Below are 14247 nucleotides of genomic sequence, written 5' to 3'. Positions count from 1 at the left end.
CCCGACGGACCTGGCGCTGCACCAATCTGCCGACCCAAGGAGCAGTATTGGATCATCCTTTCGGTTGATAGGTGCCCCGAAAGACGGCGTTGAATCTCTTCGGATTTTGGCGCTCTCATTAGACAGCCGAGGCGCGCCTGGATTTGTCCAACCCCCGGTGAGAGCCGGGCTGGCAATCGCCCGCCGGTCCGGCTCGCCCAAAGGTTACCAGCGAGTGATGCGTAGATCACACCCTCGGCCGGTGGTGGGGCTATGCAGGGCAAGGGCTGGCTGCGAGCTGGACCATTGAAAAGAAGTCTGCCCCACCAAGCGGCGGGGCAGGGCGGCCAGCTTAGCCAGCCATCGAGATCACCAGCGTGCGGAGTGGTGTCGTCCGGTACCCGTGGGCGGGCGCCCAAGGCGGTGGTCCGCCTCGGCGATGACCGTTCCCGTACCCGTCGTCGTAACGGTCGCGCCGGTAGGAGCGTTGCCGTTGCTGGTAATACTCCATCTCAGCTATCCGATGATCGCGATTGTGGCGCGTGTATTCCGCGGGCAGCTTGTCCAGCGACTCGGACGCGCGGAAGTTTTGTGGTGCGGCGTTGGCCATCGGGGCCGGCGCCCCAAGGAAAAAACTAGCGATCAAAAGCGGACGCATTGGGTCCTCCCTGCACCATGCCGGAGGGCGCAATGCTTGGCGGTCGCGAAAACTCAGAGGCGGCCCTTGGAGGGGGCGGCTACACCGGGTCTGACTTGACCCGTTCGAATAACTTCTTCGCGGAAACACTCCGCACGTCGCCTCCGCTGCCCAAAGCCAGGAAACTCCCTGATTATAAGTTGTGCCGCGGAACCGGCAGTTTCGCTGTGGGTTCGATTCACGCGTGTTGGCGTCGCCGCACATCCGGCGCCCTCACGGCCTGGTCGCCCCGCCGCCAAATCCCCCGGAGGCGGGGCGACCGTGCCTAACTTCGCCGAGTTCAGACCTGCCTAAGCGATGCCGGACCTCCGTATGCCATGATTGTTTGTCGGAACCGTTCCGCAGCCCGCCACGTGAGGTCGTCTTCGTCTTCGGCGACGTGCAAGAATGCAGCCACGATGTAAGCTAACCGAGCACGCTCCCGCTCCTCAAATCCCTCGGGAACGGTCGATCTGACTTCGTTCCAAGCGGCCTCCAGAGCCGCCTGCGCGCGAGCGAGGTCAACGGGGTCCCTCAGCGATGAGAATGGCATGGCTCCCTCCTTCCCCAGGAAACTGCGAAAAAAATTTAGGCAAGCAGCCTGCGGCGACAAGGGGTGAACGATAGGATTCCGCAGATGATTGGCTGCGAGCCACTCGCCCAATGCATCGACTCGGTCAGGCCTGGGCGATACCGCGCCCCTACTTCCCACGAAGCAATCGCCGGCGCGCTTCCTCCGCGGCTTTGGCGGAATTCTTCGCCTTCAGCGGCAGACGGCGCTCGGGCTTGTCGACGCCAGGCTCGATATAACGATCTTTCGGGCGTGAGGTGCGCTCTCGGATGTAACTACCAAGCGCCTCCTCATCGAAGGTCCACAGTCCCCCGATCTTCGCCGCCCCAGGCAATTCCCCGCGGAGAGCCATCGATTGGATTATGCGCCGCCCAACGCCGAGGATTGCGGCGGCGGCTTCACTTCGCATCCGCTCAGGCTTCACTACTTCATCCTTGAAGTCCCAACCCGTCGAATGTCCGAGACTATTCGGAGTGAGCGATAACAAAAAGATCGGGTTGTTGGGGCTCCGGCCGCCCGTTGATACGGGATGACGGAGAGCGGTCTTCCGGTCAGGCTCCATCGATCCAACCGGTCAGGAGGCCTGCCATGGAGCTGTTCGTCGGTCTTGATGTGTCTGTTCGCACCACCAGCGTCTGCGTCATGGATGCGGGCGGCAAGCTGATCCGGGAGAGCAAGGTCGAGAGCGAGCCGGAGGCGATCGGCGAGCTGCTTCATGCGATCGGCGGGCCGTACAAGCGGGTGGGGCTGGAGGCCGGACCACTGTCGCAGTGGCTCTACAGCGGCCTGGCAAGCGCGGGGTTTCCCGTGATCTGCGTCGAGACGCGGCACATGAAGGCCGCGCTCTCGGCGCAGATCAACAAGACCGATCGCAACGATGCCCGCGGCATCGCGCAGATGATGCGGGTCGGGCTTTACAAGCCGGTGCATGTCAAGACGGTCCGGAGCCAGGAGATCCGGATGCTTCTCACCGCCCGCCAGTTCCAGCATCTGCACAAAGCGATGGGGCGGCTGGCCGAGAGCGACGAAACCTGCAAGCTGCTGATGACGGCGCCGGGCGTCGGTCCGATGGTCGCGCTGAGCTTCCGGGCCGGCGTCGACGAGCCGGCTCGCTTCGGCCGATCGCGCTCGGTTCCGGCCCATTTCGGGCTGACGCCCTCGCGCTATCAGTCGGGAGAGATCGATCGGGATCGCGGCATCTCGAAGTGCGGCGATGCCGGGATCCGCTGGGCGCTGGTCGAGGCCGCCGGGATCCTGCTGCGGATCTCGAAGAAGAGCTCGCCGCTGAAGACGTGGGGCTTGCCGTCGCCCGTCGTCGAGGCATGGCGAAGGCGACCGTGGCGGTAGCCCGGCGCCTGGCGGTCATCCTGCATCGGATGTGGGTCGACAACACGCCGTATCGCTGGGAGGCTGAGGCCGCCTGAACCAGCAAAAGAGTTCCGCGTCGCTGCGCGGATCGAGGTCCCGTCCAGGGACGCGTGGGCAGGCAATCTCGAGGCGGGCCTGAGCGTCAGTCCAGGCTGGCAGCTCGATAAAAAGATTGAGACGCCTCTCCATCCGACCCGATCATGAAGCGGCTCAGCGCCGACTTCGCAGAGAAGCCAGACCCCTGGCGGGAACTCATTATCGCGCAGCGTGGCGCAGAGGCTTGTCGGATAATCACCCAAAGCGATCGACGGCGGGCTCTATGACCCCGCCGTGGGCGCTTTTGCTTGACTCCTACCGCCCCAAAAGACGAGCCCGCCGGTTAGGGCGGGCTCCGTAGCTAAGCGGTTAAAGGAATTAGCTCTGATCGAAGGATTGCCCGCAAAGCTCGTCATGGCCGACGCGGCCTATGACGCCGATCCCCTCAGGCGAAAGATTGCCGAGAAGGGCGCCATCGCCGTCATTCCCAACAATCCGTCACGGGCGCGCAAGTATCCCCTCGACAAGCACCTCTACGCCCAGTGCCACCTGATCGAATGCTGCTTCTCGAGGCTTAAGCAGTTTCGGCGGGTCGCGACGCGCTTCGAAAAGACCGCCAGACACTACCTCGCCGTCGTCACAATCGCCGCGATGATCCTATGGATCAGATAAGTGTCCACAGATCCTACGCTCGGGTGCTTGGCTCCATGCGCCGCGCCAAAGCCTTATGGCAGGACCGCGACCCGGGCGAGCAATGTGACCAGCTCCGCCTGACGCTTGGTATTGGTCTTGGCGAAGAGTGCGGACAGTTGCGAGCGAACGGTCGAGCGACTGAGGTGCAGCTTACTGGCGACATCGACCGGCAGATCGCCGTTGGCCAACAGAAGCGCAAGCCGCGTCTCGGCCGTAGTCAGGCCAAACATGCGCTGAAGCATGAAGGGGTTAGGTCGCAGGTGAGCGTCAAGATCGACCAGCATCACCAGACTGGTACTATCGTGCGGTATAGCGTCTGCGGCCTGGTTCAGGACGAACGGCGCTTCGTGTTGGTTCCAGATGACGACCCAACACAATGGACCCAGCGGCGGCCGGTGTGGCGCCCGCGCCAACAATTGCATGAAGGCGCTCGTCAGTTGATCAAACTCTTCGCCCGAACTGGTCTTGCAGCGCAGAATCAGCCGGGCTGCGGCGTTGGCCTCGACAATCCTGCGGCGGTGCTCGACAACGAGATACCCACATCCGAGGCGGTCGAGCGTGCTCAGGGCGAAAGCGCCTTGATAATTCCTGGGGGAGGCGACCCCTGACCTGCCCTCCTGGTCGGCCGGCACACTCCTGGGTATTTCGCATGGCTCAGAGGTCATCGATTTCACCTTACCCGCCAAGCTATCCCGGTTTCGCCTGCCCCCATCTGAACGCACGTGTCTCTAACTTTGGGGATCTTTGAGTGTTCCTTGCCCGGGGGAACGATTTGTCGTGGCCCGGCGTTTGGGACGGTGCTGGAGTAGCTGTTGTGCACGCGTCGCGTTTTGCGTGTCGGCCTGGGGCCGAGATTGCCTGGACCGGTCAGCACGGCCCGGGATACCCGCCAGCGAGCGAACTGCGGCAGGCGTCGTTCAAGGGGCTCCGCGACGATGCAGATGCTGCGACTTATTAGAAACCCGACCTTCCTGATAGCATGCGCACCCCGCGGCCGGTCCGAGTGTAATCATGCCCACCAGCAACCCTCTTTCGTGGAGCGCTGAGAGCCTCCGGCGCGCTATCGGCGCAGCCGGGGTCGCCCTGTGGTCGTGGAACGTAGAGACCGACCGGTTCGCCATGGACGAACGGGGATACGCCTTATGGGCCGTGCCGGACGACGGTAACCCAGTGAAGTTCGAGGACCTGTCTGCCCGCATCCACCCCGCGGATCGGGATCGGGTCCGGGCCGCCTTCGCTGCGGCGCGGGCCATTGTCGGTGCCTACGAAATCGACTTTCGCATTATTATCGACGAGGAGATCCGTTGGATTTCTGCGCGCGGCATTGGCGACGATTCCCATCTGCACAATGGCGTTGCGTACGGCATCTTTCTGGATGTGACGGGCCGCAAGCAGGCCGAGGAAGGCCATGAGCTTCTCGCCGGGGAGATGAGCCATCGCGTCAAGAATCTGCTTGCAATTGCCTCGGGGCTGACCCTGATCTCGTCGCGGTCCACGACGACCGCCAAAGAGATGGCCACCGAATTGACGGGACGCCTGGCGGCTCTTGGGCGAGCGCACGATCTAGTGCGGCCGCTCCCGGGCCATCAGGGCCATGCGGCTCTCCTCGGCGACCTATTGTCGATCCTGCTGTCTCCTTATGAGGATCTGGGCGCCTTCAGCGGGCGCATCCGCGTCGCGGTGCCGCGCATGGGCGTTGGTGAAGGTGCGGCGACCGCGCTGGCCCTGGTCATCCATGAGCTCGCGACCAACTCGTTGAAGTATGGCGCGCTGTCGGCCGACACCGGCACGTTAGATGTTTCAGGTTGCTCGGACGACGAAGAGATCAAGATCGTCTGGACAGAGCGCGGAGGTCCCGCCGTCGAACCTCCAAACGGCGCCGGTGGGTACGGTAGCCGCCTCGTGGTTCGTAGCATCTCCGGGCAATTGGGCGGCTCGATCGACTACACCTGGTCCGCCGAGGGGGTCATTGTCACGTTACGGATGAAGGCGGCGAAGCTGGCCGATTAGGCGGCGCAGTAACGATCACCAAGGGGTGCCCGTCAGCCCAGTTCACCTCATTATCGGGGCGGCGCCCGTCTTCGAGATCACCTCCTTGCGAGGAAGGCGAGCAGGGCGGCGATCGCGAGCGGTAGCGCCCCTTGCCCGGGCGACGGGGACCCGGATTGGGACGCTCCGGCAGAGCGAGGTCGATCCCGTCTTCCATGCGGGCGGGGAGGTTGCTGAGAGGCATGGGATCAAAGGGCCCGGAGCCTCAAACGACATTCACGCCTTGAGGCTGCGATATGGCCACTCCGCCTCATCACGTCGGTCGTTCAAACAGTGACCAGTGAACACATGGCGGCCGATGGAACGGTTGGTAGCCCCTCGTCATTGAGCAAATTGGCCCCTGCTTCGGTATGGCTGCCAGAATAAGATCATTCCTGCTGGCCAAGCAGAATATCTGCGCGTGCCCGGATATCGGCCCAATCAAGGTCCCCGACAGTGTTCGGACGAGCAGGCCCTGTTCCTCTCCGACATCTTCCCGACCGGGTACATGGCTGCCGAGAACGCCCAAATTCGGGACGGCGATACCGTCGCGATCTGGGGTTGCGGGCCGGTCGGCCAGTTTGCGATCCGCTCGGCGTTCATGTTGGGCGCCGGCCGGGTGATTGCGATCGACGAGGTCTCCGAACGATTGGCGATGGCCGAGGCCGGGGGCGCCGAGACCATCAACTTCTCGGAGTTCGACGTCCGACAGGATTCCGATCGGGGCCGCGATGAACAAGGGCCTTACGCGGTACGTCCAACTTCAGCGCCCTGCAGCAAGCTCTCGGTGGCCGGGGCGGCAAGCGATCTGCCGCCGGCGCGCTCCTGTACGCCTTCGATCTGCTCTATCTCAACGGTCACGACCTCCGGACCATGCGATGCGAGGATCGTCGGAAGATGCTCGCCGATATCATAAAGCCCCACACCCTCGATCCGCTTCAGCGAGGACGTCGATGCTGTCGGCGACGCGCCTTTCTGACAGTCGCCTGCGAGATGGGCCTGGAGGGCATCATCGCGAAGCGCAGGGATGCGCCGTATCGATCCCGCCGGGGGCGGCGAATGGCGGAAGATCAAGTGCAACCAGTCGGAAGGGTTCTTCATCATCGGCTATGAGCCGTCGTCGTCGGGGTTGGGCGGTATCGGGCGGCTGCTGCTCGCAGCCTGGAAGAGCAACCGGCTGACCTATGTCGGCTGCGTAGGGACCGGGTTCACCGATCGCACTGCTACCGCGCTGCGGAAGCAGCTCTACGCGCTCTGATCGAGAAGTCTGCGTTGCAGATGAGAAGAAAGGGGACGCGCTGGGTACCTCCGGCCCTGGTAGCGGAGATCGAATTCCGGGGCTGGACCACAGACGGGAAGTTGCGGCACGCGTCGTACAAGGGGCTTCGGGAAGAGGCGGATGGGACGGTATTTCAGGTGGAGGACCCGTCGTGAGCCAGACTCTTTCGCCTGATCACGACCCAGTTGGACACTGTGGGGAGTAGAGGTGCCGTCAAGCGAAGGCGCCGATAAAGGTTGACCCGGAGCCATTCCGATGCGTGATCAGCAGCCGAATTTTAGCGCCATCCGCGCATTCAAGACTGATCTCGTGAGCGATCGGATCAGGGTGAAGCGCCAACAAATCCGTCAGAAACGTGCCATGTATGATGCCATCTGAATGTCCCCCCGTCAGTGAATAGGGCAGCGTGTAGCGCGCTCCGCTGGGAAATTCGATTGTCCCGTATGTAGTCATAACCTTGACTTTCAGGGCGCATCCTTTGCCCGACGCGCGCAGGCTGGAGGTGACTATCCGACCTCATGAACGGTGGCGGCCTAAGTGCCGACCATGTCCCCGATGCTGAACGCCGCATTCGGACTTCCGGAGACCGGAAGCTAGCTGAAAACTATCCGAATTTCCCTCCGGCGAGTAGATAAAACGGACTGATTGGAAGGGCAGACCAACTCAATGGCGCCATCCCACTCATGGAAAGGCGTGGCCTCATTCGGAACAAATGAGCCGGCCGGGCGCTTTAAGCTAAATGATGGGAATGAGTGAGACGAGACCATGACCGAGGTGTCAAAGAAGGGAAATCCTCTGACTCGCGGCGAGCGCCTGCAAGTAATGATCGACGATGACGAATTGACTGCAGTTGATGATTTTCGCTTTTCACACCGGATACCCAGTAGGTCCGAGGCCGTACGCGAACTCCTGAGGCGCGGGTTGACCGCAGCCGGCCACAAGACCTCGCAAGATGGTTCGGAGTCTTCGGGGACGCAAAGCGGCGGTCGGGATTGAGGGCTTGGCCTCGTATTGGAGATGGAGCTATGTTCTAAGCGAGAAGCCGGGGGGCCCTTCGTAGCTGGACGTCCGAAAGAAGCGATTGCTAGCGATGTCCTTCGTCAGCTCGACGAGATGTAGCTAAGTGAACGACGCACAGAAGCGCGGCCTTGCTAGGCTTATGCTTCGGTGGCCGCAGCGGCGAGCGGAGTTGAGGCAAAAATGGAGCCGCATTGCTGGCCTGCCGGCCTTATTCGAAGCGTACGAATTGACCTGCGAGGCCGCGGCCCATTGGTCGAAAATCTCCTCGCCGACAGGCCACGACCGCGCGGAGGAATATCGCGTTCTCGCCCTTGAGATCGAGCAGGAGATTGACGATGCGATTAGTCAGTCTTGCTAATGGGATGAAGCCAAACCCACGTTTCGAGGGCCGCAACGAGTTGGATTAGCTCGACCTCTGCGGGCGTATCTTCGCGACAACCAGTTAGCTGCTCGACGCGCTCAACGGCGCGCCAAACGTCCAAGTGTGTCACCAGGAGGACCAATATCGCTACACTCGTTGTCTCGAAGGGAGGAGCCATTTTGCTCACTCTCCAACTGCGCGCAAGACCAGCATGCCGCGCGTTCCGGAACCAAGCATTGCCTTCCCGCCCTCGTCAGGGCTTGCCCAGTGACCAAACCCGACGCTCAGCGGATGAGTGGCAGCACTGTGGCTGCCGCGACTATTACGACGATCGCTGTCCGAATTAGAACCCCGTGACAGCGGGCCATTGTCTCGTCGGACGATCTCGACTGCGCTTCCATGAGCAACTCCTCCACGCGACAAGGGCAGGCTTGCGCGAATGCAGAGGAGCAACAAGCGGAAACGCGTCTACGGGGCGCGAACGGTTAGCCTCCGTGGCTTAAACCGCACACATGGCACCGCACGGTTTATGACGCCGCTGGCGCTCCACTTGACCCCGACAGTGAGCTGCTCAACGCGCTCGACTGCCCTGAAGACGTCCCGGGGATTGTGAAGCCGGCCGCTCTCGTCATCCCCTGTCATTCGGCGCGCTCGATCTCCCGCGCCTCATAGGCGGCGATCGCATGGAGCATTGCAGATCGTCTCGCGCGGCCAGAAAAAAGACCCGCCGGAGCCGAAGCCCGAGCCAATGCAGGCCGCGTTGCTGTGATGGATTCGCGGGACGGGACGCAACCGGTAACGTCAGTTCCCGACCCATCTGAGACATTGGAAAATCGATGTCGGGCGACCGGAGTTGGCCGATTTTGTTGAAGAAGTCGGTCGAAAACGGAAGTTCAAGTGATCAAGTTGGCATTCGACTTGGTGAGCGAAGGAGACGTCCTCGATCGTCCGATCATTGCCAGTCGAACCGGCAAGAAATATCGCAACCGGCCGAATTCAGAATGCCCAAAAGAAAACGGCCGGTCTAACCGGCCGTTTTCAGTCTCATTCGCGCTCGGTGTCAGCCCTTGGTAACGATCGGCGTAGCCACGGGCGGAGGCGCCTTGCCCTTGCCCTTGCCGAAGCCATAATCAGCACACCCACCGACGCCAACCAACGCCACAGAAACAGCCAAGACCAGCAGTTTGGCAGCGGGCCGCTCTGCTCGACCATAACCGCCATCTTGCTTTGCAATTCACGGTGGCCGCCTTCAATAATGGAGGGCGACCACCGCGTCACCAAAGTTTACAATATTTATAGTCAACATATCTGCGGATATAAAATCTTTAATGAAAGAGCGGTAATATTTATATTGATTATGAACTAGAGACCAATGACGTTGCGATATTGCGACTTAGGTCGCAGACCTGCTCCCCGGCTTCCCTCGCGGACTCTGGGGAAGCTCTCCGCCGCATAGCACCCGAACGCAAAAAGGCCCGCCACCCCTTTCGGAGCGGCGGGCCATTTTCAACAGGGTAGCGTCAAACCGAGAGGCAGGAGCCACTCGAAAGCCGACACCGGTCATCCGCTCGATTTCGGGGGAAGCGCCAGGCCCGGCCCGCCGTCGCGCCGGCGCCTGGCGCTCAGGCGGCGATGGCTTTTTTCCGCTTCTTTACCGTTGGCGCAGCCAATGCCGCGTCTCGATCATTGGCTTCCTTCTCCAGGCGCTGTTGCTTCAGCTTAGCCGTGTTCGCATCACGGTGCCGGGCGAGGGTATCGAACTCCAACATGATCCGATTGCGAGCGAGCAATTGGGTCTGGGTCTTCAGAAAATTCTTGTCGGCATCGACGCGCTGCTTTGAATGTTCAGCCATGTCCATCTCCTGTGCGGTATTCCCCTGTCGCCGGCAGTAACGAAAAAAGGCCAAGCAGAAGCTTGGCCTTCCCTCGAATGACTGTTGTCGACGATGCCAGTACATCCGTGGTTATCGTCGAAGAAACAGTCAGATCATGCGGCTTGGAGCTGCTCGGCCGCCATCTTGCCGGACCTGTTGTCGCGGGCGACTTCGAAGCCGAGCTTCTGGCCTTCCTGCAAATCGCGCATTCCAGCGCGCTCGACGGCGGAGATGTGAACGAACACATCCTGGCTGCCGTCGTCAGGCTGAATGAAGCCAAAACCCTTGGTGGAATTGAACCATTTCACTGTGCCGGTGGTCATGAGAAACCCTCCTTTTGGCAAGACCTGTCGTTCGCCGAACGAATGTTCGGCGAGTTCAGAACGATTTCGAAAGGGGGAGTTCATCAGAGCCGCGCCGAAGCGCGAAAATAACAAGGACCGTCCAAGCAAATATCGACAAAAACCAATCTACACGTCGACACAGCCAATGTCAATGTTCGATTTAAGGCATCGAATAATACATGCAGTGCAAGGCATAAGACTTACAAAATCAGGGAATATCTTTCGCTTTCGTCTTTTTTGAACTGCTAGGCCTACAGAGCGCAAAATTCGAAGGACCACACACAACCAGTAGGAGACGGGAGGATCGCGGACTCTTGGGGAAGCTATCCGCCCCAAGGCACGAATGTCCGGTTCGGGGCAGACAGCCAACTTCGGCTCTCCACCCGCCCGCGACTCTCGGAACGTCTGCTAATCGGCAACGTCCGGGCGGGCCCTGGAGCCGGCGAGGTCAGTGCTGGGAGTTGCCCATCGATGCCTTCCACTCGTCACAAATTTTTGGAATCACCGAGAAGCACGAAACCTTCCCGATTCAGATGCTTAGTAGGCCTCAGGTGGCCTTCGCTACCTAATGCCGGGCATTCCTGCCTGATGCGTTCGGCGTGGGCGACCGGACAGAGGGAACCCAAGAGGCATCTCCGCGCTCGCTCCTGCGCCGACCGTGCGTCTGCATTCCCCACTCAGCCGCCCAGACGCGAAGGGGTGCGACGTCTGAAAACGAGTCGCTAACCTACGCTGACGCGACCGCAACTTCGTCAGTCTGGTCAGCCGGGATAATGAGAATGTCACGTTCTGCGTCGCGAAGTACTTGCTCGGCTACGCTGCCTATCAAGGCGCGCTTTACCCCGCTTTTCTTGCTGGTCCCGAGGACGATAAGATCGCTGCGTTCATCCTGGGCGCTAACCAAGATAGTTTGCGCAGGGCTGCCTTCACGCAGAACGACGCCGCTGGGCGTAGGTGGAATTCCAAGCTCGTTTGTATACGCCTCAAGTCGCTCCGCTGCTTCGACCCGTTCTTTATCCAGGTACGCATTGATCGCTACCGGATCTAGAACAGATCGCTTCATCAGACCGAGGGCCGGAGCATCAAACGCATGAACGATCTTCACGGCGGACTTGCTGAAGATTCCCATGCGCAAGGCCCCCTGGGCTGCCGCCTTCGACGCATCGTCAAAATCGAGTGCGAGGAGAGTTCGTTCATATACAGTTGAAGGCGGCTGGATCGCGACCAAGACTGGAATGCGGCTGCGTCGAATGACACGCTCGACGGTGGTCCCAGTGAAAACGTCCCGGAAGCGGCGGCGATGCGGTCCGAGGACGATCAGGTCGGCGCCGAATTCATCGGCGGCGGACAATATTCCGTTGAACGAGTCGTCTACCACGATCTCGAATTTGGCTGACACCCCATCGGCTTCGCAGGTTGATCGAACAGTATCTTCGAGCACGGATATGGCGGCCGATCGCTCCGCTTCGATCATGCGATGAGGCAAATCGCCATCCACGACATGGACAAGCGAAAGTGAAGAACCCAAACGTTTTGCTATGAGCGTGGCCCGTCGAAGCGCCCTGTCCGATCTCGTCGAAAGATCGGTTGCAACGAGGATGCGTTTTAGGGGGCCATCGTTTTTCGCAGTTAGCGTCATGGCTATCTCCAGACTCAAAATGCAGAGCGAGAACTCGTCAAACAGCGTCGCGCTAACCTAATATGCGTGAGCGGCACAGGATTGCTCAGGCTTCACCATTCTCTTTGGGCAATCGTTCCGCAAGTGAGCGCAGTCCGTTAGCGCCTCAGCGCCAACAATCTAGAGATCGCCGCGGCGGTCGCGCAGGCCATCGGGCCGAAATTACATGCATCGTCGAAGGTCCCTCAGGAGCTACCGAGACCCCCCAATGCTGTCCGTTCCTGGGCAACCCCTCAATGTCGGAAGTTGTTGCGGAAGAGACGTTAGACAGGCGCGCGGCCAACTTCGGCTTTCCACCCATCCGCGACCTTCAGAACGGCTGGTAATGGGTAAGGCCCCTGCGCGCCTGGAATCGACCCAAGTCGGACGCTGGGGATGTCCGCTTGCAGGCACTTGTCCACTGCAAGCGTCGCCGGCGACCTGCCGGGCGTCAGTCGCGCGATATGGACAGCCCCGCGAGAAGCGGAGCGTACGCGGCGAGCCTGCGGGATACGAACTCAGTGAAGAGCCGCACGCGCTTCGTCTTGCGTGTTTCCCCCTGCGTGAGAAGCCAGAGCGTCCCATGCATGGGCAGGTCGATGCCCGGCACCCTTACCAATAGAGCGTCGGCATCTCCGACGAAGCACGGCAGTTTCGTCATCCCGATCCCTTGCTGCGCCGCTACGATCTGCGTCTCGGCGTCCGGGGTTCTGAACGGAACTCCCGTGGTGTGAACCTCTCCCTCGCGCGTCCAGACCGGGAGTCCATGACTGTCTATGACGATCCACCGCATGGGATCAGGCGCGCCCGCACGCCACGCGGCTAGTCGATCGCGAGACATGTAGACGCCGCTCAACAGCTCCGGTCCCATCAGGCCGTGAAGATTGAGCGGCAGGGTCTTGCGGTCGGAGACGATGCGGATCGCGACGTCGGCCTCTCGGTTGGTCAGATTTGCCAGCTCGCCGGACGACGAGATTTCCATCTCGATGTCTGGATGCATACGCGCGAAATCGGCGAGATCCGGCATGAGCAGGTGTGTGGCGAGGAACGGTGGAAGCGTCACCCGCAAAAGCCCGCGCGCGCTCTGGTCGCGACCGAAGACGCGCGTCTCCAGTTGGTGCGACGACGCTTCCATCTGGTTCGCGAGTTCGAGGACCTCCTCCCCCGCAGCCGTCAGGCGGTAGCCCGAAGGCAGCTTTTCGAACATGTGCGCCCCGAGGCGTTCCTCGAGCTGGGCGATGCGTCGCAGCACGGTCGAGTGATTCACCCCGAGGCGCTTGGCGGCAGCCCGCACTGAGCCTCCGCGCGCGACGGCAAGAAAGTAGCGAACGTCATCCCAGTCGATCATGGTGCAATCCCGCACCGCAGAGTGCGCTTTCCAAAGCCCGTATCTAACACACCGAACAGCAGGAGGGGCGGCCATCATAGCTTAAATCGACAAGCGCGGCCCAGTTCCGAACGGCGGACACCGATCTGCGCGGCTGGCGTCAGTCGTCCAGTCGGAGTGATTTCGCACCACCGATCTGCGCGCTTCCGCACTCAACGTCTGACTCAGGCGGACCCATGTTGAGGTTCTCGGGGGCCTCCCCGAACAACCAAACACGGAGCCTGAAGAGAGAAGTCATGGGAAAGCTTGAGGGTAAGGTTGCAGTCATCACGGGTGGATCGAGCGGAATGGCGCTGGCGAGCGCCAAGCGGTTCGTTGAAGAAGGCGCCCATGTTTTCATCACAGGCCGTCGGCAGGAAGCGCTCGATGAGGCCGTCAGGTTGATCGGCCGGAACGTGACCGGCGTGCGCGGCGACGCGGCCAATCTCGACGACCTCGACCGCCTGTTCGATACAGTCAAGCGGGAAAAGGGCAAGATCGACGTCCTGTATGCGAGCGCCGGCAGGGGCGAAGCCGTCCCACTGGGCGAGATTACCGAGCAGCATTTCGATGCGACATTCGGCCTGAATACGCGCGGCACGCTGTTCACCGTGCAAAAAGCGCTGCCGCTGTTCAACGATGGCGGATCGATCTTCATGACCGGATCAGTTGCTTCGGTGAAAGGTTTTCCTGGTTACACCGTGTATGCGGCGAGCAAGGCGGCGTTGCACGCATTCGCACGTGGGTGGCTCAACGAACTGAAGGGCAGGAATATCCGGGTGAACGTGCTGCACCCGGGGCCGATCGCCACACCGATGCAGGACCAAGTCCTCACCGAGGAGGCGAAGCAGATGTTCGAATCCCTGATCCCGCGGGGAAAGATGGGTCGTCCCGAGGAAATTGCGGCGGTTGCGCTGTTTCTTGCTTCAGACGATTCGAGCTTCGTGAATGGGGTGGAGCTGTCTGTCGACGGCGGCTTCTCGGCCATCTGAATT

At 61.1% G+C, this 14247-nt stretch carries 12 protein-coding genes and 3 pseudogenes; 10 read left to right on the top strand and 5 right to left on the bottom strand.

Going from position 1 to position 14247, the window contains the following annotated elements:
- Positions 1-1356 precede the first annotated feature (1356 nt).
- Positions 1357-1650 (bottom strand): helix-turn-helix domain-containing protein, encoded by a 294-nt coding sequence (locus tag AB4118_RS31125; protein ID WP_441493358.1) that lies wholly within the window; start codon positions 1648-1650, stop codon positions 1357-1359.
- A 164-nt stretch (positions 1651-1814) separates the two neighbouring features.
- Here AB4118_RS31125 and AB4118_RS31120 point away from each other — a divergent pair.
- The 9 genes and pseudogenes from AB4118_RS31120 to AB4118_RS31080 all read left to right on the top strand — a co-directional run bounded on the left by AB4118_RS31120 (position 1815) and on the right by AB4118_RS31080 (position 7008).
- A pseudogene (locus AB4118_RS31120) lies at positions 1815-2650 on the top strand (IS110 family transposase).
- Between the two features lie 361 nt (positions 2651-3011).
- Positions 3012-3302: pseudogene (locus AB4118_RS31115) on the top strand (transposase); the annotation flags it as partial.
- 35 nt (positions 3303-3337) lie between these two features.
- The gene (locus tag AB4118_RS31110; RefSeq protein WP_441493357.1) at positions 3338-3931 is read left to right on the top strand and encodes a hypothetical protein; all 594 of its coding nucleotides are present in this window, start codon (positions 3338-3340) and stop codon (positions 3929-3931) included.
- A 403-nt stretch (positions 3932-4334) separates the two neighbouring features.
- The gene (locus tag AB4118_RS31105; RefSeq protein ID WP_441493356.1) at positions 4335-5333 is read left to right on the top strand and encodes a sensor histidine kinase; all 999 of its coding nucleotides are present in this window, start codon (positions 4335-4337) and stop codon (positions 5331-5333) included.
- A 418-nt stretch (positions 5334-5751) separates the two neighbouring features.
- Positions 5752-6081, top strand: a pseudogene (locus AB4118_RS31100) (glutathione-dependent formaldehyde dehydrogenase); the annotation flags it as partial.
- Positions 6082-6122: 41 nt separating this feature from the next.
- Positions 6123-6464 (top strand): ATP-dependent DNA ligase, encoded by a 342-nt coding sequence (locus AB4118_RS31095; RefSeq protein WP_441493361.1) that lies wholly within the window; start codon positions 6123-6125, stop codon positions 6462-6464.
- Positions 6379-6609: an ATP dependent DNA ligase gene (locus tag AB4118_RS31090; RefSeq protein WP_441493355.1), complete on the top strand. Its 231-nt coding sequence runs from the start codon at positions 6379-6381 to the stop codon at positions 6607-6609. Before AB4118_RS31095 ends, AB4118_RS31090 begins: the two co-directional genes overlap by 86 nt.
- Before the next feature lie 20 nt (positions 6610-6629).
- Entirely contained in the window at positions 6630-6785 is a 156-nt protein-coding gene (locus AB4118_RS31085) for an ATP dependent DNA ligase (RefSeq protein WP_441493360.1), read from the top strand.
- Positions 6786-6885: 100 nt separating this feature from the next.
- On the top strand, positions 6886-7008 hold the full coding sequence (locus AB4118_RS31080) for a hypothetical protein (RefSeq protein ID WP_441493354.1): 123 nt from the start codon (positions 6886-6888) through the stop codon (positions 7006-7008).
- 2625 nt (positions 7009-9633) lie between these two features.
- Here the strand turns inward: AB4118_RS31080 and AB4118_RS31075 are convergent.
- From AB4118_RS31075 to AB4118_RS31060, 4 genes are all read right to left on the bottom strand, one after another.
- Positions 9634-9864, bottom strand: a complete 231-nt coding sequence (locus AB4118_RS31075) for a hypothetical protein (protein ID WP_441493353.1) — start codon at positions 9862-9864, stop codon at positions 9634-9636.
- Between the two features lie 134 nt (positions 9865-9998).
- On the bottom strand, positions 9999-10208 hold the full coding sequence (locus AB4118_RS31070; protein ID WP_305693457.1) for a cold-shock protein: 210 nt from the start codon (positions 10206-10208) through the stop codon (positions 9999-10001).
- Positions 10209-10956: 748 nt separating this feature from the next.
- Entirely contained in the window at positions 10957-11868 is a 912-nt protein-coding gene (locus AB4118_RS31065) for a universal stress protein (RefSeq protein WP_441493352.1), read from the bottom strand.
- Between the two features lie 469 nt (positions 11869-12337).
- A complete protein-coding gene (locus tag AB4118_RS31060; RefSeq protein WP_441493351.1) occupies positions 12338-13234 on the bottom strand; it encodes a LysR family transcriptional regulator in 897 nt (298 codons plus the stop codon).
- 275 nt (positions 13235-13509) lie between these two features.
- Here AB4118_RS31060 and AB4118_RS31055 point away from each other — a divergent pair, with 275 nt between their 5' ends.
- Positions 13510-14244 carry an SDR family NAD(P)-dependent oxidoreductase gene (locus tag AB4118_RS31055; RefSeq protein WP_441493350.1) on the top strand — a complete coding sequence of 245 codons (735 nt, stop codon included), beginning with the start codon at positions 13510-13512 and terminating at the stop codon, positions 14242-14244.
- Positions 14245-14247 lie beyond the last annotated feature (3 nt).

It is taken from the genome of Allobosea sp. 2RAB26, assembly GCF_052115465.1.
In the GTDB taxonomy this organism is placed as follows: Bacteria; Pseudomonadota; Alphaproteobacteria; order Rhizobiales; family Beijerinckiaceae; genus Allobosea.
This window is presented reverse-complemented; position numbering and strand designations above follow the sequence as displayed.